The organism is Vibrio sp. Vb1980 (genome assembly GCF_033338615.1).
GTDB lineage: Bacteria > Pseudomonadota > Gammaproteobacteria > Enterobacterales > Vibrionaceae > Vibrio > Vibrio alginolyticus.
On sequence record NZ_JAWOSZ010000001.1, the window covers coordinates 85267 to 112053 of the forward strand.

At 44.7% G+C, this 26787-nt stretch carries 23 protein-coding genes; 10 read left to right on the forward strand and 13 right to left on the reverse strand.

Annotated elements, in window-relative coordinates:
• Positions 1-107 precede the first annotated feature (107 nt).
• Positions 108-602 (forward strand): peptidylprolyl isomerase, encoded by a 495-nt coding sequence (locus tag R7F64_RS00445; RefSeq protein ID WP_005374458.1) that lies wholly within the window; start codon positions 108-110, stop codon positions 600-602.
• 140 nt (positions 603-742) lie between these two features.
• Here R7F64_RS00445 and R7F64_RS00450 read toward each other — a convergent pair whose 3' ends face one another.
• From R7F64_RS00450 to R7F64_RS00480, 7 genes are read right to left on the reverse strand one after another with little or no spacing between them, the layout of a single operon-like run.
• Positions 743-1534, reverse strand: a complete 792-nt coding sequence (locus R7F64_RS00450) for a LytR/AlgR family response regulator transcription factor (RefSeq protein ID WP_047102486.1) — start codon at positions 1532-1534, stop codon at positions 743-745.
• Between the two features lie 15 nt (positions 1535-1549).
• Complete coding sequence (locus R7F64_RS00455; protein WP_017821053.1) at positions 1550-2572, reverse strand: sensor histidine kinase; 1023 nt, start codon at positions 2570-2572, stop codon at positions 1550-1552.
• Positions 2573-3919, reverse strand: coding sequence for a hypothetical protein (locus R7F64_RS00460; RefSeq protein WP_318071360.1), 1347 nt, complete (start codon positions 3917-3919; stop codon positions 2573-2575).
• Between the two features lie 45 nt (positions 3920-3964).
• Positions 3965-4750 carry an outer membrane lipoprotein-sorting protein gene (locus tag R7F64_RS00465; RefSeq protein ID WP_017821055.1) on the reverse strand — a complete coding sequence of 262 codons (786 nt, stop codon included), beginning with the start codon at positions 4748-4750 and terminating at the stop codon, positions 3965-3967.
• Entirely contained in the window at positions 4743-6011 is a 1269-nt protein-coding gene (locus R7F64_RS00470) for an ABC transporter permease (protein ID WP_017821056.1), read from the reverse strand. The genes R7F64_RS00465 and R7F64_RS00470 overlap by 8 nt, the downstream gene beginning before the upstream one ends.
• Positions 5999-6697 carry an ABC transporter ATP-binding protein gene (locus R7F64_RS00475; RefSeq protein ID WP_005374479.1) on the reverse strand — a complete coding sequence of 233 codons (699 nt, stop codon included), beginning with the start codon at positions 6695-6697 and terminating at the stop codon, positions 5999-6001. The genes R7F64_RS00470 and R7F64_RS00475 overlap by 13 nt, the downstream gene beginning before the upstream one ends.
• A gap of 9 nt (positions 6698-6706) precedes the next feature.
• Positions 6707-7375: a hypothetical protein gene (locus R7F64_RS00480; protein ID WP_005383200.1), complete on the reverse strand. Its 669-nt coding sequence runs from the start codon at positions 7373-7375 to the stop codon at positions 6707-6709.
• Between the two features lie 393 nt (positions 7376-7768).
• Between R7F64_RS00480 and rodA the strand changes: the two genes are divergently transcribed.
• The gene (rodA, locus tag R7F64_RS00485) at positions 7769-8851 is read left to right on the forward strand and encodes a rod shape-determining protein RodA (RefSeq protein WP_017821057.1); all 1083 of its coding nucleotides are present in this window, start codon (positions 7769-7771) and stop codon (positions 8849-8851) included.
• A gap of 72 nt (positions 8852-8923) precedes the next feature.
• Here the strand turns inward: rodA and R7F64_RS00490 are convergent, their stop codons facing one another.
• The 3 genes from R7F64_RS00490 to R7F64_RS00500 form a co-directional block, all read right to left on the reverse strand.
• Positions 8924-9640 (reverse strand): YebC/PmpR family DNA-binding transcriptional regulator, encoded by a 717-nt coding sequence (locus R7F64_RS00490; RefSeq protein ID WP_005374482.1) that lies wholly within the window; start codon positions 9638-9640, stop codon positions 8924-8926.
• Between the two features lie 135 nt (positions 9641-9775).
• Positions 9776-9985 carry a DUF3283 family protein gene (locus tag R7F64_RS00495; protein ID WP_005374484.1) on the reverse strand — a complete coding sequence of 70 codons (210 nt, stop codon included), beginning with the start codon at positions 9983-9985 and terminating at the stop codon, positions 9776-9778.
• Between the two features lie 100 nt (positions 9986-10085).
• Positions 10086-11984, reverse strand: a complete 1899-nt coding sequence (locus R7F64_RS00500; protein WP_042522309.1) for an ATP-binding protein — start codon at positions 11982-11984, stop codon at positions 10086-10088.
• 68 nt (positions 11985-12052) lie between these two features.
• On the opposite strand from R7F64_RS00500, the gene R7F64_RS00505 reads away from it, so the two are divergent.
• A complete protein-coding gene (locus tag R7F64_RS00505; RefSeq protein ID WP_005383196.1) occupies positions 12053-12808 on the forward strand; it encodes a substrate-binding periplasmic protein in 756 nt (251 codons plus the stop codon).
• Between the two features lie 68 nt (positions 12809-12876).
• Here the strand turns inward: R7F64_RS00505 and ribA are convergent, their stop codons facing one another.
• The gene (ribA, locus tag R7F64_RS00510) at positions 12877-13938 is read right to left on the reverse strand and encodes a GTP cyclohydrolase II (RefSeq protein ID WP_005374492.1); all 1062 of its coding nucleotides are present in this window, start codon (positions 13936-13938) and stop codon (positions 12877-12879) included.
• 238 nt (positions 13939-14176) lie between these two features.
• Positions 14177-14374, reverse strand: coding sequence for a PA3496 family putative envelope integrity protein (locus tag R7F64_RS00515; protein ID WP_005374493.1), 198 nt, complete (start codon positions 14372-14374; stop codon positions 14177-14179).
• Positions 14375-14735: 361 nt separating this feature from the next.
• Here R7F64_RS00515 and R7F64_RS00520 point away from each other — a divergent pair, with 361 nt between their 5' ends.
• From R7F64_RS00520 to R7F64_RS00530, 3 genes are read left to right on the forward strand one after another with little or no spacing between them, the layout of a single operon-like run.
• Positions 14736-15584, forward strand: coding sequence for an ABC transporter ATP-binding protein (locus tag R7F64_RS00520; protein ID WP_005374497.1), 849 nt, complete (start codon positions 14736-14738; stop codon positions 15582-15584).
• Between the two features lie 2 nt (positions 15585-15586).
• Positions 15587-16519, forward strand: a complete 933-nt coding sequence (locus tag R7F64_RS00525; protein WP_017821873.1) for an ATP-binding cassette domain-containing protein — start codon at positions 15587-15589, stop codon at positions 16517-16519.
• Positions 16519-16986, forward strand: coding sequence for a hypothetical protein (locus tag R7F64_RS00530; protein WP_047102478.1), 468 nt, complete (start codon positions 16519-16521; stop codon positions 16984-16986). Before R7F64_RS00525 ends, R7F64_RS00530 begins: the two co-directional genes overlap by 1 nt.
• Positions 16987-17275: 289 nt before the next feature.
• On the opposite strand, the gene R7F64_RS00535 is transcribed toward R7F64_RS00530, so the two are convergent.
• On the reverse strand, positions 17276-19246 hold the full coding sequence (locus tag R7F64_RS00535; RefSeq protein ID WP_053308016.1) for a replication initiator protein RctB domain-containing protein: 1971 nt from the start codon (positions 19244-19246) through the stop codon (positions 17276-17278).
• A 1238-nt stretch (positions 19247-20484) separates the two neighbouring features.
• Between R7F64_RS00535 and R7F64_RS00540 the strand changes: the two genes are divergently transcribed.
• From R7F64_RS00540 to R7F64_RS00555, 4 genes are all read left to right on the forward strand, one after another.
• A complete protein-coding gene (locus R7F64_RS00540; protein ID WP_005374503.1) occupies positions 20485-21702 on the forward strand; it encodes an AAA family ATPase in 1218 nt (405 codons plus the stop codon).
• Between the two features lie 7 nt (positions 21703-21709).
• Positions 21710-22684, forward strand: coding sequence for a ParB/RepB/Spo0J family partition protein (locus tag R7F64_RS00545; protein ID WP_005374504.1), 975 nt, complete (start codon positions 21710-21712; stop codon positions 22682-22684).
• A gap of 105 nt (positions 22685-22789) precedes the next feature.
• On the forward strand, positions 22790-24817 hold the full coding sequence (locus tag R7F64_RS00550) for a tRNA(Met) cytidine acetyltransferase TmcA (protein WP_225495784.1): 2028 nt from the start codon (positions 22790-22792) through the stop codon (positions 24815-24817).
• Between the two features lie 251 nt (positions 24818-25068).
• Positions 25069-26748, forward strand: coding sequence for a DUF342 domain-containing protein (locus R7F64_RS00555; RefSeq protein ID WP_167415796.1), 1680 nt, complete (start codon positions 25069-25071; stop codon positions 26746-26748).
• Positions 26749-26787 lie beyond the last annotated feature (39 nt).

Sequence of the window (26787 nt, forward strand, 5' to 3'; positions counted from 1 at the left end):
ACTCAACATGCAAACAGCGACGCCAAAACGTCGCTGTTTTTATTTCTGCTATCATAATGCGACTTAGCTATAATGCCGCCAACTTAGCACCCACAAGGGCAAACAAGATGATTATTATGACCACCAATTTCGGTGACATCGAAATTGAATTGAACCTAGAACGAGCGCCAGTTAGCTCAAAGAACTTCAAAAAATACTGTGAAGATGGCTTCTACGACGGCACCATTTTCCACCGCGTTATCGACGGCTTTATGATCCAAGGTGGCGGTCATACCGAAGACATGGCAGAAAAGCCAACACGCGCACCGATCGCGAACGAAGCAAACCGTGGTCTAAAGAATCTTGTTGGCACTATCGCAATGGCACGTACCGATGCACCGCACTCTGCAACGGCACAGTTCTTCATTAACTTGGAAGACAATGATTTCCTAGACCACACCGCAACCACCAACCTAGGCTGGGGCTACGCCGTGTTTGGTAAAGTGACCGCAGGTATGGATGTCGTAAATCGCATCGCGAAAGTGAAAACGACCTCTAAACTTGGTCACGATGATGTGCCATGCGATCCAATCATTATCGAGAAAGTGACGATCAGCGAATAAGCCCATTCGCCTCTTCGGAGAAATCGTCGCTATAAAACGACAAAAGCGCCTAATGTCAGATGACTTAGGCGCTTTTTGTTTTTGTTGCTGAAACAAATGAGCAGCGAGTTTACAGTGTAAAGAGTGAGCAGTTCTAGCGATTACATCCCTTTGAACAAACTTTGAGATGCACGGCTCACAGCGAGCTTAGTTTCTCCAACGTGAACAAACATTCTTCCAGCAAAGTCTTTGTTTACTTTGCTAATTTTGCACACTTGCACAACGCTTGAACGGTGTACTTGCCAGAACTGTTCTGGGTTAAGCTGCCCTATCAACTCTTTCAACGAGGTGCGAATCAAATACTCCTGCACTTTGCCTTGTCCTTGTTGGGCATACACAGAAACGTATTTTTCTTCCGCTTTGAAATACAATACATCAGACGTAGCAATCAGATGAATATCTTCCCCTTGCGTCGCTTTGATCCACTGAAGATATTGCGGCGTTTGTGGCGCGGATAATTGCTGCAACTGTTCTAACAGGCTGCTCATCTGCACATTACTGCTTTGTTGCTCTCGCTTAGCAAGGCGTGCTTTCACTCTTTCACACGTCGTCAGGAGGCGCTCATCCGAGATAGGCTTAAGCAAATAATCGGCGGCATTTTGTTCAAAGGCTTTGATGGCGTAATCATCGTACGCAGTAACAAACACAATCAAAGGTGGATTGGCGAGTTGATTGAGTTTTTGCGCCAATGTCATGCCATCCAAAACTGGCATACGAATATCGAGAAACGCAATATCAGGTTGGCTTTGCTCAATGGCTTGCAACGCTTGTTCACCATCGGCGACTTTGGCTATCACCTCTAGCTCTGGCCACACTTCAGCTAGGCTTTTATCAAGATGATGCCTCAATAGCGGTTCATCATCAGCAATAATGGCAGTAAACCCTGTATTCATTCCTTTCTTCCTTGATTACGATTCCATTGGCCAACTCAGGCGAACACAAACACCACCCTGAGCAGACTCACTGATAGAAACCTCTCCTTGCCCTGCGAACAAAGCTTCAACTCGCTGCTTGAGGTTACTTAAACCGACGCCAGAGCCCATGTGCCCACTAACATGATTCAAGCCAACACCCGTGTCTCTGACTTCAATCTTCAAGTTCTGTCGTTCACGCTTGATGAGCAAACTGATTTCGCCGCCTTCTCGCTTCGGCTCAATACCATGGATGATGGCGTTTTCGATTAAAGGTTGGAGCATCATCGGCGGTAATTCGGTTCTGCCTAGCCCTTCTTCCACCTCAATCTTGTAACTGAGTCGATCACCCAAACGAGTTTGTTGGATGCCTAAGTAAGCCTCAAGTAACGCCGTTTCATTGTCTATGGTGGTGTGTTCTTCGCGTGAGCTTTTGAGCGTCGCACGCAGCAGCGCGGTTAACTGTTCTAGCATTAGCTTGGCTTTATCGACATCTTGCGACATGAGCGCACTGATATTTGCCAAGGTATTGAATAAGAAATGCGGTTCAATCTGGCTTTGCATCTGCTTAAGCTGACTCAGCAACAGCGCACGATCTTGCTCTGCTTTCTCGCGCTTGATGGCTTCCAACTCTCGTTGAGCAACCGCCTCTTTCTCACGCGAGTAAAAATAGAAATAACACATACCGCTAAACAGTAATCCCATTAAGCCAACAGGGATCATATCGGAGATACCAAAATACTCTCCGAGCCAAAATTGCGCATTAATCACCCCAAACAATAAACAGGCAACAAGCGAACACACCACTTCTATCATACGCGGGATGGTTGGAAACAAACGGTCAATCAACCATGAGAAGAAGATAGCCGAATAGCCAAATCCAAAGCTAACCGCTACATGAATGTAAAATGGACCGCCCCAAACCGAGAGCGTCATTGCTGCGATAAAGAGACAAAATGCCGTGGTCACTAATAAGCTACGCGGCCATCCACTTTTCACCACTGATTTTGCTGAACACATTTAGAATTTCCCTTTGATGTTAAATACAATCATATGCTTATCATTGATTTGTGCGTAAGCAGATTGGTCGTCTCCGGTTAAAAAGCGTGCGGCAACTTCCACTTCTACACTTTGATCGCCAGTATCAATCCATTGGTAGTTAAGCCACTGCGTGACAATCACACCACCATCTTGTGGCGACAGCATCACATCCAACGTGGGGGTTACATCACTTAGCCAGCCCATATCCGCTTTGCCGTTCCATGCAGCCCATGCTTCCAAATCCCAACTCCAGTGCAACATTACGTTATGCTGAACGATATTGGCATGCTGAAACCCTTGGGCGTAGCTTGTCGCAAGTAGAGCGCTGCTAGCCAACAGAGAGTTGTTAGGATCAGGGATCTGAGAGAGTAATTCGCCACGCTCTATTGCTTGTTGCCATTCGCTTTTCGACCATGCACGGCTGTCGTACCAATATTCAGCAATCACGTTGTGCCCGGCTTGGTTTGCCCAATTCAACCCAATTAAGGCTTGGAATGCGCTGCCCTGCTCCTCAACCGAAACGGGTTGGTAAAGATCATCCTGCTGAAACTGATAGCCGACACTTTGCTTTTGCCACAGCATGGAACCGTGCATAGCGATGGATTCATCCCACACGGCAATGGCACTGGCTCCGAGTAAACCTCGGCGCACATCATCGTAATAACCAATAAGTTGATACTCGGTGTCACCCACCAGTGCATAACGACGAATACCAACACCTTGCTGCTCTGCGGCTTGATCAAGAGCACTCTGGTCTTGTTGCCCCCAGCTTGAATCCGTTGCAATCACCGTCCACTCGCCTGCCATATCGTAGCGAGAGAGTGAAAACACACCCGCACCCTCTTCTGCGACTATGCCAACAGGATTTTGTCGATAAGGCTTAAACAGATCCAAAGGTCGGTAGCCATAACCCACGCCCCAATCCACGCGCAACTTACCTAAGCTCACATCAAGAGTGGTATCACCGACTTGCCACTCCCCTAGCCAAGCCAGCTCTCGAATCAGCAATTGGTTATCAGCTTCACTCCACCAATCACTCTTTCCTTGTTGATTGAGGTACAAACCTTGGCTGTACAGAGCAAACAAGCCACTGAAGTTGTGATAATTCACCTGTACATCCAACAGTGCATTAAGTGAATCACGAGAACTGCCCTGCGCTTGCATAAATGAGCTATCACGCTGCTTGGCAGTTTCGTAGCTGACAGCCCAATCCCACTCAAAACTCAGCTCATCATTGGCAAAAACTGGGGCTGCTGCGCCCACACACAACGACGCAGCAATCAACAAACTGGTGCTTTTGTTAAGGTTAGGCTGGTGCGGTTTCATGTGACTTCCTTGCTCGTTTTTATGGTTCTATTTACGAAGCTCAGACTAAAGCTGAGTCGTGTTAGCTTTTGGCAAATAACTTGGGTTGTAGAACTTGTTATCCAGCTGCCAAGGCACGATTTCTTGATACTCGATAACGGTCTTTTTGCTCGGCTGAATGCTATCAAGCAAGGTCATCTCACTGACGTAGTCTTCACCGTTATCGCTTGCACGTCCGTATTGCGCTTGCTTGGCGAGTTTGCCAGAGCGCAAGTAAAGATCAGCTTTAATTGGAAACGCATCTTGCTCAGACAACCACAAATCGATCTTCTGATAGCTTGCCCCTTTGGTTTTCGCGGTTAAGGCAAGGTGATAAGCCGCAACACTCTCTCCGTTCACCGAAACGGTTTCTGTCGCTTTCCATTCACCTTGATAATCTTGACTCCACGTCAGGGTTGAGATGTCGCCGATAGACGCTTCACCAAGCAGCTTCTGCATTGGCGTAATGCGAATCGGACGGCGGCTCTTTGGCATTTGCAGCCAGTAGTTGTCGCCCATCATCAGCATCTTTTGCCCAGCTTCGACTGCTGATTTGAACACCACCAGCGATTCACGATTTGGACGCGTGTACACGTGGTAAAGACGGGTTTTATCTAACTCTTGGTCTTGATATAAGCGCACCAGTGACACCACTTTGGAGGAATCATCTTGCAAGCGGTAGCTGTCGGCTTTTTCAATCAATTGCGCAACTTGCTGTGCATCTAGTGCTGTTTCATTCGCACTGACATTCATGCTTGCAACGCCAGTTACCGTCAGCAATGCAATTGGTAATAGTGATTTGAAATTAAACATAAATCAGTGCCTCCGTAATTGGCTTGTTCACCCCTTTGCGTGCCGAGAAAAACGCCGCAACCAAACAAATCATCAATACTGCAAATCCTGCTATAGCTACTAGCTCCCAAGAGAAGTAAATCGTTAATGGGTAACCTTCTGTGCGTCCTGGCGGTGGCGGCATTTGCACATCCACGACCATCAGTAAGACGGTAACTAACCCAGTAAACAAAGCGCCAATTAAGCTGCCAATAACCGCAAGCAACCCTGCTTCGCGCAAGAACCCAGCAATGATTTCGCGAGGGTAGCTACCAAGTGCTGACAAGGTGCCGATTTCACGTGTACGCTCGGTGACCGACATGGTCATGGTGTTGAACAGCGCAACAAAGACCACCAACGCCATTACTGCGCCCATGATGCCGAAGATACGGTCGTACAAATCTTTCACTTTGAGGTAGAAGAACGCACGTTCTTGCCAAGGCGTAATCTCAATATCTTGGTCACCAAAGTTCTGCTTTTGCTTACTCAAAACCGAAGCCACTTGTTGCTCGACTTGGTTAGTTAAACTGGTATCGAATAGGAAGACAGATAACGCACTGACTTTGTCTGAACCGAGCAGCGATTGCGCGCTGTTGATGTGCACGTACAACTGGCGTTTATCAAGCTCAGGCACGCCGGTTGAATAGATGCCACGAACTTTGAAGTCATACGCATTCAATGCACCGTCGGTTGTGGTCGCCAGCAAGGTAATCCAATCGCCAACGTGCACGCTTAGGTTGTTCGCCAAATCAACGCCAAGCATCACTTCTGGCTCTGTTGAGTCATAACGCGATGCATGAATGTTGGACAACGTCTGCCCTTCGCGCACATCCAAAAACGGTCCTTTCATATCGAATTCGCGCTCGTTAACACCAATGCCGATAAAGATCGATGACTTGTTGCCGTTGGAAATCAAACCGCTGAACTCAACTCGTGGCTGCACGCCTCGCACTTCATTCAACCCAATCAATTGCTTGGTGATGTCGTCGGCATGAGTTAACCCGTTACTCAGCGGCATCTCTTCTTCTTTAGCGAAATAACCCGGCGTGGTTAACGTCAGATGCCCCGTGTCACGCGCTGTCGACTCTTTCAAACTGTCGTAGGTGTATAGACCAAAACCGCCCGCACTGGTTAACGCAAACACGGCAATGGCAATGATCAGCATCGACAACAAACTGCGACGGCGATTGCGTTGCAGGTTCAACCAAGCAAGGCGAACGGAAACTGGAATTAGCTTGCCCATGAAACCTCCTCCACACTTGCGTGCGTTTGGGTGATTTTGCCATCCACCAACTCAATGGTGCGGTCACAACGGGATGCCATACGAGGGTCGTGTGTGGCGACAATAAAAGTGGTGCCTAGCTCGTGTCCGAGCCCTTTCATAATGTCGATGACCTTGTTGGCAGTTTGGCTATCAAGACTTGCGGTTGGCTCATCAGCAATCACCAGTGCTGGTTTGTGCACTAAGGCGCGTGCAATTGCCACACGCTGCTGCTGACCGCCCGACAAGTTATCGGGCATATGATGAATAAACTCGCCCAAGCCAACGTGCTCTAGCATTTGTGTGGCGAGCTCGGTTTGTTCCGCTTTTGAAAAACCGTTGAGATGCAGCGGATACGCCACGTTCTCCAACGCTGTCATCACAGGCACAAGATTGAATTTTTGGAACACAAAGCCAAGCTTTTCACGGCGCATTTTCGCCGCCTGCATTTGTCCGGTTGGGTATGGGCTGCCTGCAAATGTCACCTGACCTTGGTATTGAGTATCCAGCATGCCAAGCACATTAAGTAAGGTGCTTTTGCCTGAGCCAGACGGCCCGCATAATGCCACCATTTCGCCGGCAAACACTTCACCAGACACGTCTCGCAATGCACGCACGGTTTGGCTACCAAGGGCGTAATCGCGGCTAAGTTGATTAAAAACGATCATGACGCCTCCCTAATACTTGGCTAGCAACGCTTTCGCGGTTTGCGTTTCTAGATTGCTATCACCTAACTGCTCCATTTGCGCTAACCATATTTTGGCTTGTTGAACATCTTCAGCACGCAATGCAGCTTCAATGGCGTAGCGATAAATCCAAGACGTTGCCGCGAAAGGTTGTTGGCTAAAACTCGGTTCATCGAGCAGAGAAAGGTACAGCTCGTAGCCACGCTCAAAGTGATTGAACATGTCAGGCAGAGAGGTAAACGTAGTAGCTGCCATGGCGGTAGCTAGCTGGTATTCCGGCAAGCCTTGTAAGCGTTGTTGCTCTTGCAGTGGTACTGGCTGATTCGCCATTAAATCCAAGCCTTTTTGGATTGTGGCAAGACCGCGCTCGGTGAACTTCATCTTGTTCCAAGGCATAAACGCCTCACGACCTTGCAACGTCTCCGCACTGCCCAAGTAAACCAAGGTCACCGGCGTTGCGCCCTGCTCTTCGAGTTGTTTGGATAGTTCGCCATAAACAGTATCAACTAAGCCAGAGTCACCCTGTGCTGCTTGGTTGAATTGACTGAGTGTGCGCTCGCTTGGGTTAGCCAGAGCCAGATTGCTGCTAAGTGCAAATGCGGCGATAAACGTACTTGCCAGTTTAAGAGCTTTGATTGAGCGAGATTGAGAAACCATCATGTACTGTCCTTAGTTGAACGTGATTTGATGGTTTCAGATTAAGGGAGAAGATCGCACGCTGCTTTTGCATGCGACCAATGGCAGTTATGCAGAGTGAATGGTATTGAGAGAGGATGAATGACATTCACTTAAACAGAAAATACAATTCCGCTCATTCGTAACTCTACATTTTTACGGCAGTCACAATAAAAACACTGGCTTAAAATCTGAGGCTAGTGTATTTATCCATCCCACAGCTACCCATAACAGACAGTGTCGCACTCTCCTTTCTTACACACCTTTGCATGGTGTCTGTTGTTTCGAAATCGAGATTCTTAGCATCGGAATAGTTTGAACTCTTCGAGTTTTAGTTGTTTTCGCACTCAAAATAGGTGCGTTATTAGGTCGTTGAAAATGAATAAGCGTTATTTCCCAAGAGTTGATTTGCCACTGCTAATGGCGATCATTCCGATCATGCTGTTAAGTTCGCTCACTCTCTGGAGTGCCAGTAGCTTTAATGAGGCGATGCTCTTCAAACATTTGGCGCGCTGCGGACTGACATTAGTTTGTATCTTGGTCATGTCCTCGATTCCAGCGTCCAGCTATCAGCGCTCAGCTCCATATCTCTACATTATTGCGGTTGCTCTGCTACTTGCTGTCGCTTTATTTGGTGATAGCACCAATGGCTCTCAACGTTGGCTCGATATCGGCTTCTTCCGCTTTCAACCGTCTGAGCTAATCAAACTTTCCATTCCAATCATGATCGCCTGGATGCTGCATATTGAAGGAGGTCGACCAGACAGTCGGAAAATTGCGTTTTGCTTACTTATTACAATGATTCCTGCCGGGTTAATCGCGCTACAACCGGATTTAGACGGTGCAGTTTTTACCGTCATTTATGCATTGTTCGTTTTGTTTTTGGCTGGCATGAGCTGGAAAATAATATGCGGGTTTATTGCGAGCATTTTAACGTTAGCACCTATTTTATGGTTCTTCGTTATGGAAACCTATCAAAAGAGCCGTGTAACACAGTTCTTGCACCCTGAGTCCGATCCACTGGGTTCGGGCTACCAAATCATCCAATCTTTGATTGCGATTGGCTCAGGCGGTATGAAAGGCAAAGGTTGGATGAATGCAACGCAGGGAACACTTGGCTTTATTCCAGAAAGTCATACGGACTTTATTTTTTCGACCTATGCGGAAGAATGGGGCTTTGTTGGCAGTTTAGTCTTACTCGCATTGTACTTGTTTATTACTGCACGCGTTATGTTGCTTGCATGTCAGTCTGACCACTTTTTTAGTCGGCTGGTAAGTGGCGCATTAGCGATGAGCTTTTTTCTGTATGCTTTTATCAATACGGGCATGGTGAGTGGCTTGTTGCCAGTAATGGGTAGCCCACTTCCCTTCTTTAGCTATGGCGGCACGGCGATGCTAACTCAAGGTATCTGTTTTGGTGTAATCATGTCGCTGTGTTATTCCAAATATCGTAACGCATAGCGTTGCTTGAGAAAAAGCGATCAAAAAAGGCTTCCCTAAGGAAGCCTTTTTACAACGATATGAGCGAATTAATTACAGCTCTGCGTTGTGGTAAACCTGCTGAACATCATCACAGTCATCTAGAAGATCTAGGAATTTCTGGAATTTCTCAGCATCTTCACCCGATACAGGCGTATGAGTTTGCGGAACGAATGTGATTTCTTCAACATCGATCGTTAGATCTGGGAATGCACCGTTAAGCGCAGTTTTTGTTTTGAAGAATTCTGTGTGAGGTGCGAATACAGTGATAACACCGTCTTCTAGCTCAACGTCAGTAACGTCTACGTCTTCCATCATTAGCGTTTCTAGGATGATTTCATCATCGTCGCCTTTGAACTGGAATACCGCTTGGTGATCGAACATGTGAGAAACCGAGCCCTCAACACCAATTTTCGCACCGACTTTCACAAAGCATTGGCGTACATCTTGGAAAGTACGGTTGCCGTTGTCTGTTAGACAGTCAACGATAACGCTAGTACCGCCAGGGCCGAAGCCTTCGTAACGTGCTGGAGTGTAGTCTTCACCACCGCCACCGTTCGCTTTGTCGATCGCTTTATCGATAACGTGCGCAGGAACTTGGTCTTTTTTCGCTTTTGCGATCAGGTGTTTCAAAGACAAGTTCATGTCTGGATCACCACCACCGTTTTTCGCGCACATGTAAATTTCTTTACCGTATTTGGAATAAACTTTAATTTTCGCGCCTGCAGTTTTCGCCATAGAGGCTTTGCGCACTTCAAAACTTCTTCCCATCGGGATGTCTCTCTAAATTCAAATTTAATGCGAAGGATTTTAGCAAAAAGCGAAACCTTTTCAATTTCGCTTAGCAAAGGAATAGGGAGGTTACCTCATTCGTCGCATTGGATTGAACCATTGCCACGGTTCGCGTTAAGCGACACCCATTACTCGTTTGTACTTTTCGACCGATTGCTGGAAAAACGCCTTTTCATCAGCATCGTTAATCTTGGACAACTGTTCTTCTATTGCTTCAGGACCAGATTTGGCCTCTCTGAGCTTCCAAACCAAAAACGACGCCTGCTTATCCAGTTCGATTTTGTTTTTTTCGTCAGGCGGCAATAGGGATAGATTAAACGACATTCACAGCCTCAAGGTACTTTAAATACTAGCCGGGCACTATATCACACAGAGTTACAATTACAGAATAGAAACGCACTTAACTTGATCGATTTCAAGTTAACTATTTAGGCACAGCGCTGATTTTCAGTGCTTTTGGTAAATGCTGTTCGAATATTTGTTGTAATCGAGTCTTGGTAACGGGTTTAGCCACGAACTCGTTCATCCCGACATCGAAGCAATGTTGCTGATCCTCTTTAATGACATTGGCACTTAGCGCAATAATTGGAACGTGTTTCCCCCACTCTCCCATTTTTCGAATTCGCTCCGTAGCAATAAACCCATCCATCACAGGCATTTGGCAGTCCATAAAAATCAAATCGAAAGGCTGCTGATCACACAGCTGCAATGCTTCTTCGCCATGGTTGGCGACACTCACTCGCACACCCAGTTTTTCTAACATGATGCGAACTACCTTCTGATTGACGATGGTATCTTCAACAACCAATACCCAAGGTTTATCATTATCTTGAGGGCTGATTTCGTTGTCTTCCGCTTTCCGGAAATCTAATACATTAAGTTGGTCGGTATAGGTCGATTGCGCATTTATTACAGCAACAGGAATCGAAAATTCAAAACAGCTTCCCAGCCCAAGCTCACTTGTTAGTTGTATTTCCCCTCCCATCAAGTTAACCAACTGTGCAGCTATCGCCAAACCAAGCCCTGTCCCACCATACTTTCTGGTGGTACTACCATCAGCTTGTTGGAAGCGTTCGAAGATTGCTTGTTGGTGCTCTTTCGCAATACCAATACCAGAATCCACAACTCGAAACCGGATATGAGCGGTCTCTCCATCAAGTCGAGATAACGCTACAAGAAGCTTCACATGGCCGCGCTCGGTAAATTTAATCGCGTTGCTCAACAAATTGTTCAGAACTTGTTTCAATCGTGTGGCATCACCTTGCACTTCCGTTGGCAAGTGAGGATCAATATCGCTGAGCAGCTGTAAGTTTTTCTGCTTGGCTTTGACACTATGTAAACTGATGACATCGTCAAGTAGCTCGCGAAGATCATAGCTCGTGTATTCTAGCTCTACTTTGCCAGCTTCAACTTTAGAGAAGTCCAAAATGTCGTCGATGATCGTCATTAGTGAGTGAGAAGAACTGTCAATGATCTCTACAAACTCTTTTTGCTGGGGATCGAGGTCGGTGTCATTGAGCAACGACGACACACCAATAATGCCATTCATCGGTGTGCGGATCTCATGACTCATAGTGGCAAGAAACTCACTTTTCTTACGATTAGCGACTTCTGCCCTATCGCGTTCAGCCTCTAACTCAGTCTGGTGCTCTTTCACTTTCTCAACACTTCGGTTGTATTTCTCTGCCAAAACACTCACTTCATCAAAGCACCATCGTTTAGGGAGAGTCACTTTACTCGGCACTGTACCGCCACGAAAATCGCTCACCGCACCAGACAGCAATTGTAACGGATTGACCAACAAGCGAAACGCCACCCAAAGAACACCAATGATGAGGACAAGAATTTTGATCGCTTCTGTCGTAAGTAGAAAAAAGAACTGCTGCCAAAGATCTTCATATATCGCGCTAAGATCCGATTGAACCGTTAATATCGCGAGATCATACGTTTTATCGCCGACCCGATACTGCATCGGCCAGCTTCTCTCGACAACATCCTCAGAAAGCGCCGAACCTAATTCAATGATAACTTCGTCTTCACTAGCAATACGTAAGTAGTCCACCGAGGGCATACGCATTGCACCTTGAGCTTGTGTCAGCAACAGCTCCCTATCCTCTACCCACAAACTCGCAGAAAAGCTCGATAAATAGCTAGACTCAACCTGCTTTAATTCAACATCTAAATGGGCTAAATCTTCGTGAAAAACTCGATATAAGCTCACTGTAGAAATGATGACCGTAAAGATTAAACTCAACGTTAATACCGCCAACATAAGTTGGTTGCCGATACTAAAACGACGTTGAGATCGCTCTTTTTCATCCATATGAAACCGCTCCGATAAACTTGCGCTACTCTAAATATAGCTACGCACAAATAATAATCGAGGATACGATGAAAAGACTTCTACTTAGATTGGCTTTTAGCTTAATTGTTGTAAGTTCTCATGTGACCGCAAATCAAGTGAACTATTACGTCATTGCTGAACAAGCTCGACCATTTCAAATTGAACAACAGGGACAAATGCACTCCGGAATTGTGACCGATATCGTCAGCGCTATCTTCGCGGAGTCGGATTACCAAGTGAATTATCATACTTATCCATTTAAACGTATGATTTCCATATTGGAAGAAGGCGCTGAGCCAAACTGGTTAACTTATGGCAGCCCGAACTGGGGCAAGGTGCAGTCGGAAAATTTATCTGAGGAGCCCATTTACACTGTAAAACATGTACTGGTGTCGAGTAGCGAGAAGCCTTTAGAATTCAAAAATATGGATACCATGCATGGTCGTTCTATTGTATTACTGCTGGGGTTTGATTATCCAAATTTAACACCGTTCTTTGAAAATGGCAGTGTCAATGAAATGCGTGTGAAAGACTACAACGCCGCATACCGAGTGATAAGCCGAACCCCTGGAGATACAGCTTTTGTCGAGATGGAATCCCGAGTCCTTTACAACTTAAAGCGACTCAATTTGCCGTTAGAGAATTTTCAGATACAGCCTTTCAGCTCGGTTATTCCTGACTACTCAATCTACCTGGCTTTTTCACCTCAAATGCAACCAGAAACTCAAAATTACATCAATACACGACTCGTTGAATTAAAAACCTCAGGGGAAATTGATGAAATCATTCAAAAGTATCAATGAATCAACTCATTAACAAAAACGCCAACGATGATACGTTGGCGTTTTTGTTTCTGGGAAATCTGTAGCACTTACTTAATGTGGTTAACAAACTTAGGATCAAACATGTGCCCCAATTTACTCGCCTTGGTTTGCAGGTAATGTTGATTACTTGGGTTATTCCCTTCTTGTAATGGCACTCGTTCAATGACGTTAATATCAACCGCTTTTAAGGCGGCGAGCTTGCGTGGGTTATTCGTCATTAGACGCACAGCGTCAATCCCCAAATGCTCTAGCATTCCTTTACAGAACGCGTAATCACGCATATCAGCGGCAAAACCTAAACGCTCATTTGCTTCCACGGTATCTGCGCCATCATCTTGTAAGTGATAGGCACGAATTTTATTAATCAAGCCGATTCCACGCCCTTCTTGACGTAAATAAAGCAGCACGCCACATCCCTCTTTGACGATGTTTTGTAGCGCTCTATTAAGCTGAAAACCACAGTCACAACGCGTGCTAAATAGAGCATCTCCGGTAAGACACTCCGAATGCAACCGAATAAGTGGAGCTGCACTTTTTGTTGGCTCACCATAGACCAGAGCAAGATGCTCTTTATTTGTCGCGGCTTCAATAAAGCCGTACATCATAAATGTGCCCCACTGGGTGGGCAATTTGGCTTTATCGATAAACTTCACGAGATTGTAAGGCTCAACATGTCTCAGCTCTGCCCGCACATTCATCAGAATCTCTCCTAGATGATTTTCTCCTTTACCATCTCCCCCGTCTCCCCAAAAGGCATCTTTATGAGAATGCTCTGTTAGGCAAGCGTTACCCGTTCTCATTAATTGCTGCGCTAATGGTGGATTTTGTAGAAACTTTTCCCTAACGATGAAAGCCATAACAGCCAACTTTATATCGTCCCAATCGCTTCTGACAAAGTGTTCGTATTTACGGCTTAAAGCAAACGCTTCATCAGGGGTGCTTGCGTGCTGAATTTTACTTTGCAACTGAGCATCGAGAAACTTTTGGGCTTGGTAATAATGTTCGCTGGTGGGCCAAGTTTGGGAGGAGATATTGACTGGGGCATGGCAAAAATTTGAGAGAAAACCGTGGGGCTCATCGGGCTCATAAAAAAGGATTTGATCAACCATACTTGCGCTCCTTGCTTTGTGGTTGCGATAATCAACAAAAAGCATATCGCTACTGATATATCTAGTAACACAAGGTCAGATTGTCAAACTTCTTCGGGACGGGACGTGAGTGTGAAACTCGTGCTTTTGAGGCGCAAGACAGATAAATGGAGGTTTTGAATAAGAGAGTAATAGAGTGAAAAAATAAAAAGGGCAGTCCGTCGACTACCCTATGGGTTGCTAAACCAACCTGAGGCGATCAGTGTATCAAGCCAAGCTCCCTTGCTTCTTCAATGGTCAACCCACTTTCACGGATCTCACGTAACGCTTCAATGCGTCTTCTGGCTTCTGCTGATTTCACTGTTTTCTCTGGCTTCACAACGGTTTCCTCATCAGGTAATTCCCATTTGTGAGCGATGTTGGTCATCTCGTCATGGTCGATAGAATTAATGGACATATTTCCTCCGAACACACCATGTTTTCGATGCGTAATCTATAGCAAAACCGGAACAAGGTGGTAAGAAAAACTGTAGGGAAATGTGACCCCTCCCGCCCTTTCGTTAACTCCTTAATAGATTCATCATTTAAGTTTTGCCAAGGGACAAATTTACGATTAAATTTGAGTAATTACCCCTACGAAAAGTGTGCTGATCTAGCTCTCAATTCTGCTCTTCTTTAGTTTTATCAACGACGCATTACACCACTTCCTGTTTCACCTAACTTTCGAGTCACTTCACTGATTCATAGCTTGATACTTTCTAAAAACCGCCACACCTGATAATGATAATAATTATCTTTTAGATTGATAAGGTGTTTATATGGATGGTATTAACTTAAGTCATGCATACCACAATGACCCGGTCATCCAGATCCGAGATTTGTGCGTCGATTACATCACTGATAATGGTGATTTTAATGCGGTAAAGTCCGTCAGCTTTGATATCGGCAAAGGCGAAGTATTTGGTCTTGCCGGTGAATCTGGATGTGGTAAAAGCACAATCGCATTCTCAATAAATCGTCTTCATAAGCCGCCAGCGTTCATTTCTGGCGGTAAAATATGGTTTGATGGCAAAGATATCCTTAGTATCTCAGACTCTGAACTGACCGCTCTAAGGTGGAGTGAAATCGCCATGGTGTTCCAGAGCGCGATGAACTCACTCAACCCTGTCTTAACGATACAAGAGCAATTTGCAGATGTGTTACGACACCATCAAGGCCTCACTAACGCTCAAGCAAAAGATAGAGCAGAAAAGTTGTTGGACTTGGTCAATATTCCTCGAGAACGCTTAGCAGAATATCCTCATCAATTTTCAGGAGGAATGCGTCAGCGCTTGGTGATAGCCATTGCTTTGTCTCTAAATCCAAAACTGATCATTATGGATGAACCCACAACAGCATTAGATGTAGTGGTACAGAGAGAAATTTTACAGCAAATTTATCAGCTTAGAGATGAGTTCGGTTTTTCAGTCCTCTTTATCACTCATGACCTGGCACTCATGAGCCAACTATGTGATCGAATTGCAATCATGCGTCACGGAGAAATCGTCGAAGTCAATCGAGCATACGATATACGCAATCATCCTCAACACCCCTACACGCAAAAGCTATGGGCTTCTTTCCCAAACATCCATGACGTCCACAAACAACCAGAGTTACAAGGAGCGTAACCATGAGCCAGCCTATCATCCAAATGAAAAATGTGATTAAAGAATTCAAAGTGGGCGGTGGTTTAGCGAAAGAGGAAACCTTTCGTGCGCTTCAAGGAGTGACTTTTGATCTGTACGCAGGAAAAACCTTGGCTTTGGTTGGAGAGTCAGGCTGCGGTAAGAGTACTTGCGCTCGTTTAATAACCAAAGTCTATCCTGCAACGGAAGGCGAGATCCTTTTCAATGGCACTGACATAAATGAGATCACGTCACGATCGGCTCTACAAGAATATCGCAGTAAAGTACAAATGGTGTTTCAAGATCCGTTTGGCTCTCTCAATCCAACTCATACCATTCGCCATCACCTAACACGTCCTTTAAAAATTCATAAACAAGTCAAAAACGAGCGCGACATCCCAGCCCGCTTGGAAGAGCTTCTAAAGCTGGTGGAACTACCTGAAGAGACATTGAATAAGTTCCCTCACGAACTCAGTGGTGGGCAACGTCAGCGAGTAAACTTAGCAAGGGCTTTAGCGGTAGGTTCGCAAATCATTCTTGCGGATGAGCCTACGTCTATGCTGGATGTTTCTATTCGCTTGGGAGTGTTGAATTTAATGCAACGAATGAAGCAAGAACTGGGAATTGGTTTTTTATACATCACACATGATCTGGCGACTGCGCACTACATCGCGGAAGAAACCGCAGTAATGTACAAAGGGCAAATCGTTGAATGGGGCGACACTCATTCAATACTTAAGAATCCACAGCATCCTTATACTAAGCTGTTGATTTCTGCCGTTCCTGATCCTGACTTACCTTTTGGTAACTTAGTGAAAAATGAGCCAAACTATTCGATAGATGCCGATGAAATTCGTCAACGTAGCAGCATAATTGTCGACGAATTTGATCAAATAGGGCCAAATCACTATGTAAAACAATGGACTGAGGCAGCGTAATGGATTTGAGTACTTGGCAAGATCAAATCGCCATGTGGTACGAACAGCGGAAACATGATCAAGTAGAAAAATTGGAAACGATCTTATATCAGGTGCCTGATGACGTGTTTGGACCCGAATTGAGTGATCTTCAAAGTAAAGCGATTGCTTGCTGGTTGGATGGATGTTTACGCGTGTTTCAACATGCAAGCTACCAAGACCCTCAGAAAGCATATCAAACCTTGCTTTATACGAGTGCAAAGCTTGAACAAGCAGCATGCCAAGTCTCGACTGATATTCTGATCAAAGATTGGTGTTTGAGACGACTTCAGCATCTCACCGTTGTGGCGTTAGAGTTTTGTAATCAGCAGTGTGATCAAAACAAGTGGCAGGAACAAGCCCATAGCTTAATCGAATCACATGTTGCGTTGATGCGTTCATTACATTGGAATGAACCCAAGAAGCATGATCAAGGTTTACCTCATTAGTCCGGAAAAATGATCAAGGCTTAATTAGCGGAATTTTAGGCAAAAAAAAGCGAGTTTCCTGAGGAGAAACTCGCGAAGTCTATTCAGAATGAATGTAACAATATGAGCCAATCTATTAATCATCAGAAAGGACAAAAGGTTGTCTATTCGGGATAAATAGTAGTATTAGGCTTGGCTTCTAATGTCAGTGGTTTGTAAGAGTTAAGTCTGTTTTTTATCATCGAAAGACATTGTTACATTTCAAACCGATACATCACACCTATAGCTTGATACACATCAAGCGACACTTTTAAATCGCCATTTCATCCAAGGCACGAAATACCATTTCATCCATGTGACCATCGAAGATTTGACGACAAACTTTCCGACGCACCGCTAACCCCGCAATCAAGCGCTCGATGGTAAGATGCTTAACATCGTTCTGGGTGTTAAACAGCTCGACGGTTTTACTTAATGTCTCATAAGGAATCGGCTCATCCCCCACCCTTAGCCAATCGAGCTTCTCTATGTAATCTGAGCACTCTTCTTTGATTGAGGCATACGAGTGCCCTGTCATCGCAGACAAAGCCGTTATACTGCGTTCTAGAGCCTCTGGTGAGGTGTATTTAGATAGAGTAATGGTGATCTCATCAGCATTGATCTCTACCAAATGCTTTCTTTGCTTCACGCGTCTCCCTAAATTTCCTCTTGGAGACGGTGCTTTGCGTTGAATAGGCTCAAATTCGCCGTCTATGATGCCTGAGAGCTCCTCAAGCTGTTGTCGGGTTACCATCTCATTACGAAGTGGATTTGGCAGCGTAGGCGCCATGTTACGCTTTCCTGCGTTGGTCGTTCGCGCTCGCGAGTAACGTAAGACCTCTTCGACATCACATTTGATGTCGATCTGGTAGTCCATCACTTTGTCATTTTCGATCATGGTTTCGATCGTCAGGTGATAACCCCACAAATTAACGACGAATAGCTCATCATTCCCTTTTCCATCAGACAAACGCTTTAGTTCTCGGATCAGATCCATGGAGAAACGTCGCCATTCAATGTTACGTGCAAGTTTTTGGTTTAACTCACTCAGTAGCATGCAATCCGTGTGACGACGAACCATGCGACTACGGAAGAAAGAGTACAGTTGAAACACCAAAGTATGTTGTTTCAAGATCTCTGGCGGAAACAAGAAGAAATAATCGCGTGTTAACAGCTCTTCATAAAACGAAGGTTCCCAAACTAAAATATATAAGTTTGGCTTGATACGAATTTCACCATCGCTACCCTCCACTGGTGCCTCTTCAGAGGCTGTGATGGTTCGTGCAAGAAAACGAAAACGATCACTTTTGAAGCCCTCTGGCATGTTTTCACTTAGCCAACGTCCAGTAAGTTCATGGAGCTGAAAATCAGTGAATTCAATGCGATCAATGCTATCGCGAATGGAATCACGAGCTGGACCACTGTCTTTTTTGCCTCTGAGCGACAAAATATCAGTGATGTATAGCGGCGTTTTGTTTGGTACGTGAGCCGCATCAAGCTGATACTGATCTTTGTGATGATCATGATACTGAACCGTTAACGTGAAGAGAGCGAACAGGGTCATGAGATCATCCACAGTCATGATATTTTTGGATGATCGCGTCTCGATAACGGCTTTTGTGCCAGAGATCGACACCATGGATTTCTGATAACTTTTTCGAGTTCTTGGGGGCGCAAGTGCTTGGTCAATGATCCCAGCCCAATTTGTTGGAGATACAACAAATTGATCGGCTTCATCTTTCATCGTGGGAGGTGTGTTTAACCCGTGCTCATTCAACAAACGTTTGTTTACTTGAGTCTGAGCCAATGCTTTCGAACGTTTTTGTTTCTCGTTCTGGCGAACTTTGTCGGTAACAAGACTTGTTGCTCCCAACACAGATATAAGCTGATTGGGATTCACAAATTTATGTAGCATCGTTTTACCAGCAAGTCCCTCTTCAAAACGCACTGGTGTTTGAGTAAATAAACCAATATTTACTGCCGCGCGCAGACGTTGTTGCAGAGCTGCACGTGTGAGTTGCCCATCTGTTGCTTCCACAATCTCTGTGGTTGAAACCAAACCATCCTTGCTGCTGAAGCCTCGTAATGAGATCAGATTAAGCAACTCTAAGATGCTTTTGGTCACCCCTTTGAAATGTTGGTACTGCTCTACCCAATCCGCAGAGGATTCATGTACCTCAAAAAGATGGCCATCTTTGTGGCTTCTCGGTGCTTTAATCAGAATTTTTTCATCAGCCGTCATTTTAGATCCAGATCACACTAGCCGTAGTTGTGCTATGGTTCCGAAGAATAAAGAAAAACAGATCATAAATAAAGAAAAAAGATTGTTTTTTAAATAACTGATCTTTTTGATTAATCTGATCTTAATTGATTATATGATCTAATGATCTGGCTTGAAGTTTCTCGCTAAGCTTTTGTTCTATAAGGCTATTATTTTCATGTATTTCGGAACTATGATCATAAGAAGTCTGAAAGTATGATCAACAATAACCTGAAAGCATGATCATATTTATTCGTAAGCATGATCATTAAGGTTATGAAAAGATGATCAAAAGAGTCTTGAAACGATGATCATGATGTTTTTACAGGTTATCCACAGATGCAGTATTTAATAATGATCTTCACGATGATTATATTGTGCATTGGTGATGTTATTTATACTCGGATCGATGATCAAGAGCCAATATATCTATCGTTCTGGCGCCCATATTGATGAGATATCACTCATCTGATTAAAATACATTCAAGTCGCTCATATTTAGAAGTAAATACTAGTCTCTGCTTATTTACAGGAAGCATGATCATGAGAGCGTGATTTATCATAGCAACTTGAGCAATTTCATTGTTCCGGCTTCTATACCGTCAATTTCTGCTCAATCCCCCATTCTGTCTGCACTCAACCGTAAATCAGAGAAGAAAACTCATGCTTCCGAGAGATTCTAAGGCTTGATCATATTTCCGATTAATGGATCTTATTTTATTTGCGTGTTTACACCGTACTCTGCTCAATTTTTCCATGATCATGCTTTCGGATTTGTTTATTAACACGGAAGCATGATCATAAGTATACCTTGATCATACTTCCATAGATGTTTCGCTGGAACTGCCCTATTTTGCTCGGAGACATGATCAAGGTGTTCAGGTCTTTATTGCTCCGATATTACTTACTATTTTTCGTTTAAATTAGGTTGGTCTAACATAATCCGTAATTTAGCTTAAGATTATAATCGTTCCGGTAGAAAATTGATTTACATTGTAAATGAGTGACGCTGTAACACTTTTTATTTTTAAGTTTAGGTGTCCACTTATGAGAAGATTATTTGATTAAAAATAGTTATCTTTTTGACCATAAATCATAAAAGCGTCGATTTGGGTGTTTTTTTATGTGATGGTAATTCAAAATGTTCGTGCACCTTTTTGTTGTTTTTGGTCTTTACTGCTGTACAATTGCAATTATAAATCCTTCCAACGGAATTTGGCATGAAAAGAGAAAAAACGATTGAAAACCTTCTTGAGTTAGCGGAGCTGACTCAGCAGGTTCAAGCTGACCGTATTGAAATTGTTTTAGAAGAGCGAAGCGATAACTACTTCCCACCAATGTCGAAAGCGATGATGGAAACCCGTTCTGGTCTAACTCGCCGTAAGCTCGACGACGCGATTGGTAAAATGGAAGCCGCTGGGCATCAATTTACTAAAAACAACGCGAATCATTATTCAATTACGTTAGAAGAAGCACACATGCTCATGGATGCGGCTGAAGTGCCTAAATTTCATGAGCGTAAAAAGAATTCAGGTAACAAACCTTGGATTATTAATGTGCAGAACCAAAAGGGCGGTACAGGTAAATCAATGACCGCGGTTCATTTAGCGGCATGTTTAGCGCTAAATTTGGATAAACGATACCGTATTTGTTTAATCGACTTAGACCCACAAGGCTCGCTACGTTTATTCCTCAACCCGCAAATCAGCATGGCAGAGCATGATAATATCTATTCTGCGGTAGACATTATGTTGGGTAACGTGCCTGATGGTGTGGAAATTGACAGTGAATTTTTACGTAAAAACGTATTGCTGCCAACGCAATATCCGAACTTAAAGTCGATTTCAGCGTTTCCAGAAGACGCGATGTTTAATGCGGAAGCATGGCAAACGCTATCTGAAGACCCATCACTCGATATCGTCCGTCTGCTGAAAGAGCAACTGATTGATAAAATTGCTGATGACTTCGATATCATTATGATTGATACCGGTCCACACGTTGACCCATTAGTATGGAATGCGATGTATGCATCAAATGCCTTGCTCATTCCTTGTGCGGCTAAGCGTCTGGACTGGGCTTCAACAGTAAACTTCTTCCAGCATTTGCCTACGGTATATGAAATGTTCCCGGAGGACTGGAATGGTCTTGAGTTTGTTCGCTTGATGCCAACCATGTTTGAGGACGACAATAAGAAGCAAGTTTCTGTTTTAACTGAAATGAACTATCTTCTAGGTGACCAAGTTATGATGGCTACTATTCCTCGTAGCCGTGCGTTTGAAACCTGTGCCGATACCTACAGCACAGTATTTGATCTGACAGTAAGCGATTTTGAAGGCGGTAAGAAGACACTAGCTACCGCGCAAGACGCTGTTCATAAAAGCGCACTGGAATTAGAGCGTGTGCTGCACTCTAATTGGCCGTCATTGAATCAGGGGTAATAAGTAAATGGCTTTGAAAACGTCTGAATTAAACGCGAAATTATTTGGCAAAACGAATAAGCGTCGTGTTGTGACTCCGCAAGAGGCGCAAACTGCGGCAAAAGAGAAAGCTCAAACGATTGAACTAGCAGTTGCAGGTGAAAATATTGTTCAGTTTGAACTTGTGCGTATTCCTGCAAATAAAGTTGCGACAGAAACAACAGTATTTGTTGATAACGCTCGTGAGCAATCGTTCTTAAACGAACATGCTTTATCTGATGTTTTAGTCACACTCAAAGAGCGTGGCCAACAATATCCAGCAGTGGGTCGTAGAACTGAAGATGGCAAGATTGAAGTTTTAGATGGTAGCCGTCGTCGCATGTCTTGTATCCTCGCTGAACAAGACTTTTTGGTTTATGTTGCTGACAATATTAATACTGACCATGCTAAGTTTTTGTCTGATGTGGCAAATGCTCACAAGCCGCTCTCTTTATATGAAAAAGGGAAAGAGATGCAGGCTAAGCTTGATAGTGGTGAAGCTGAAGATCAGAAAGCATTGGCAAAAATGTTCCAGTGCAGTGAAGCGTTGGTAAGTGGCGCTTTAAAAGCCGCAGCATTACCGTTAGAACTGCTTCAAGCGTATCCGAATGTTGGCGATCTCGGTCGTCCAACTATCGTGAAACTGCACAAACAGTTTTCAACGCTGACGCCAGAGCAGCAGCAAGAGCTGTTAGATAAATGTCGCTCTAGCGAAGGGTTTTTATGGCAGCGAAGCACAGCTCAAGGCGTTGCTCGTCTGACAAAAGAAGTCACGGAAAGCATCGAAAATTGGATTACTGAACTTGCACCAGCAAAACCTGGCAAGAAGACGGAAAAAGTCGACTTAGTAAAAGGTCGAGCAAGCTATAGCCGAAAAGGTAGCAGCCTGGCGTTGAACTTGAAGAAAGTTGACGACAGCTTAATGGAAGAGATTCTTGCGTTTGTACAAACCAAACTGCAATAACAAATGATGATTGAATCAACCGCCTCCGGGCGGTTTTTTTATATCTGAGAAGCGTCAAATTAAAGATGTGATACCATTACGTCAGTTCAACGTTGGATAGACAAAATGCAGACACAATCTGATTTCCTTTCATCACTTCAACATCAAGCTCACCAATCTTTCCAAAGGATTGGTGTAGTCATTCAAGGCGAGGCTTCTTGGCAAAATGCGTTGATGTCAGAGTTCCATAAAACGCAGCGCCATCAACGTTGGTTTTCTGTTGGTGATTTTGGTTTGAAAAACGTATCCAGTGTTTCGTCTAAACAAGGGCACATGTTGCTAGGCAGAGAGTGTGACGTTCTATTGTTTGATGCTCGAAATGGCTTTGACGCCAATAGTTTTACCGCCGCGCTTGGCTCATTGGTTGGCGGCGGTTTTCTTATTGTCATTACTGAGCTGCGACAAAATGCGAATTTTGCTCAGCAATGGATGCACAAACAATGGGAGAAGCTCGTTGTTATTGAGCAAGACAAACCATTGCCAACGGCTCCAGACATCAAGCAAGCAGAAAAAGAAAGCCACTACACGGAACAAGAACATGCCATTTCTCTAATTGAAAAGGTGGTGACAGGACATCGAAAGCGACCATTAATTTTGACCGCTGATCGTGGACGTGGAAAAACAAGTGCCCTCGGAATTGCGTGTGCGAACTTATTACAGCAGAAGCCGCTTAGAATCTTAATTACGGCACCATCTATAAAAGCCGTTGAGCCTGTTTACCAACATGCTTTACGTTTACTCCCTAGCGCACAGCGTATTAAGAAGGACAGATTAGAATCAGGGCAGGGAGCCATTCAATTTATTGCTCCAGATGAACTATTATTGAGTCGACCTGAATGTGATTTGTTACTTGTCGATGAAGCGGCTGCAATTCCAGTTCCTATGCTCAAGAGCATTACCGAACATTATCATCGACTCATTTTTTCTACGACTATTCACGGTTATGAAGGTTGTGGCCGGGGCTTTACGATTAAATTTGTTGATTGGCTTCAGAAACAGCGTTCGGGAATGAAAACGTGGCACATGACACAGCCCATCCGCTGGAGCATGAATGATGCGCTCGAATCATGGCTCTATGACGCGTTTTTGTTGGATGCGGAGTTAACGCACCATCAACTTAACCAGGTCGACTCAATTTCCCTTTCTAAAGCCGATAAGGACGATTTGATATCGCAGCCTAGTTTGCTGCGCGAGTGCTTCGCTCTTTTGGTTAATGCTCATTATCAGACCTCGCCGAATGATTTGATTCACCTTTTGCAAGACGACAACAGTCAGCTCTATTTTGCTAAGCAAGATAATGCGGTTGTGGGGGTAATATTAGCGGTCGAAGAGGGTGGGCTTGACGCTGAATTGGTTGAAGAAATTCAGCTTGGTAAGCGTCGTCCTAAAGGACACTTAGCCCCAGTTACGATTGCAAACCACCTAGGATTTCCGAATGTCGCGAATCTATCGACGCTGCGAGTCATGAGAATTGCTGTTCATCCGGAATTGCAAGGAAGAGGCATCGGTCAAAAAATGCTGCAGCAACTTGATCAAATGGCGGCTAAACACATTGCTTACTTATCCACGAGTTTCGGTGCGACGGAAGAGTTGGTCCATTTCTGGCTACAATCGAACTTCCGTGCAATTCGTTTAGGGTCAATGCGCGATGCTGCTAGCGGTTGTTATTCAGTCTTGATGGTCAAACCTTGTGATTCCCAACAGACGGCTTGGGTCGATGAATCTCAGGCGCTATTTGAAGAAGTGTTGTCTAACAATGTGGCTGACGTCTATCCAAAATTAGAAGCCTCTATTTTTCGAGCTCTATTACCGCAACCTTTGGGAATGAGTCCACTTCATCCCGCTAAGTTATTACTAATTGAATGCTATGCTGATGGTGGTAACAGTTATGAGTCCGTCTCTGCTTGGCTTCAGCAGTGGTTACTTAACTTAGGTTTGAACTCCGCTTCCGACTTGATGATCAGTAAGCTTTTTCTTAACCGTAGTTGGACTGAATGTGCTCAGCAATTTGGTTTACCTGGAAGAAGGCAAGTTGAGCAGCAGTTAAGGGACGAAGTAAGACACATTTGGAACGATTTACACTGTAAACACTAAAGGGAAATTTACACTGTAAATGAAATTATTAGGAGCTGATTTTACACTGTAAATCCAGCTCCTTTTTATTTCGGCGTGTATTTTGATTGAGCTTTAGGTTAAATCGAAATGCTCTCTTAATATCTGTTTAACCGTTATTGATGGATTACTTTCTTTAGTGACGTGAGCCCTATAATAAGAAATGCGAGGTTTGTTCAGAAAACGGATTTGGGTAGACTGAAAGTGTTGATGGGAAGCAAAGTGGTAAGGGTATGTGGAAGCTGTGTCTTGAGTTATCTGAAGATAAGACCAAGGTGATAGCCCGTCTTCCGGGAGAAGTGGACCTCGGTGGTGAGCTAAATCAAAATGAATTAAACGAGCAGCTCGTCGCAATGAACGCTGAAAAGATGTTTGTTGTTGAGGGGGAAGTCGTGAGATTCATTAACTGCGCCAAAGAACGTAAAGCCGAGGCCTACGAAGGCATCGTCATTGCGGAAAAACGCAACGCGCAAGTTGAGGTTGAATTATCGAATAATGACATGCTCGCCAGTATGAACGTTGTCGGCGCGTACGGAGGCCGAGGTTTACGTGGCCCCGAGATTGTTCAAGCCCTTGCTCAAGCGCGAGTTTCGAAAGGCATCAACAAACTGGCTTTGAAGAAAGTGTTGGTTGTCAGCACTCAGCTCAAACCCGGCGAAACTTTTTCTCAACCTGTAGCGGTTGGTAAGCAACCTATCAAAGGCAAAGACGCTCTTTTTACTCCTCTTGTTAAAGACATCACCAAACGCATCCTCAAACCCAAAGACGGCCAATCTGCTAGCGACAAAATTGATTTACGTAACCTCGGTGAAACTATCGCGGTTGACGTAGGCGATGAGGTGATGCGCCGCACGCCTGCGACCAAAGGTACGCCTGGTTTTACTGTTCAAGGGCGAGTGATTCCTCCACAAGCCGGAAAAGACAGCCCAATGAAGCCAGGCAAGGGCACCGAGATAAGCAAGCAAGACCCAAACCTATTGATTGCATCGGTATCCGGTACGCCTCTGATTAAAGACAAAACCATCGAAGTTGATAACGCACTCTGCCTCAATAGCGTTGGCGTGAATACAGGCCACGTGAAATTCAAAGGGAATGTGATTATCGGTGGCAACATTGAATCTGGCATGATTGTTAAAGCGACGGGTTCTATTACTGTAGGCGGCTTCATTGAATCGGCTGACGTACAAGCGCAAGACGACATCCAAGTTGGTAAAGGGATCATTGGCCACACCGTGAGTGATGGCCAGCCAAAGAGTTGTCACGTCAAAGCCAAAGGTTCGATTCGTGCCAGCTACGCCCAATATTGTGATTTGCAAGCCGGCGAAGATATTGAGTTGGCGGTGCACAGCATGAATAACGATATTGTTTGTGGGCGCAATCTGACGGTGCTAGACGCGAACGGTAGGAACGGCACGCTCAGCGGCGGAGATGCAAAAGTCGGTGGCAAAGTGGTGTGCTTACAATTGGGCGTAGAAGGCGACACCGCCACTAAGGTAGAAGCGTTCGCACGCTATTCTGCATTTAAGGAACGATTAGCAGAGCTTAAAGAACAATACAAACGCGCTCAAGAAGGCACGATGGATGTGATTCGTAAAGAGCTCGAATTTAAGAAACGTCCTAAAGCCGAACGTACCGACGAAGAACAAGCTCAGATTGACGTGATGAAAACACAAAACAACGAGCAGCTTGAAGCGATAAAGCAAAAGCTAGAACAAACGGAACATGACTTTGAAGTCGCGTTAGAAGAAAATATTGTCGAAGCCAAAGAGCGTGTCTTCACTCGCGTGACGGTGCAGTTTGGCGACGAACAAGTAACGACAAAGCGCACTCATGGCGGTTGTTCGTTCCGTTTCAATCAATACGAAATTAAAGTCTCGGCGAACTTGGAAGAAGAGGACGTCGCTGCGGTTTAAGCTTTCTTACTCACTGAGCCCACACGTCGCAACAAGATG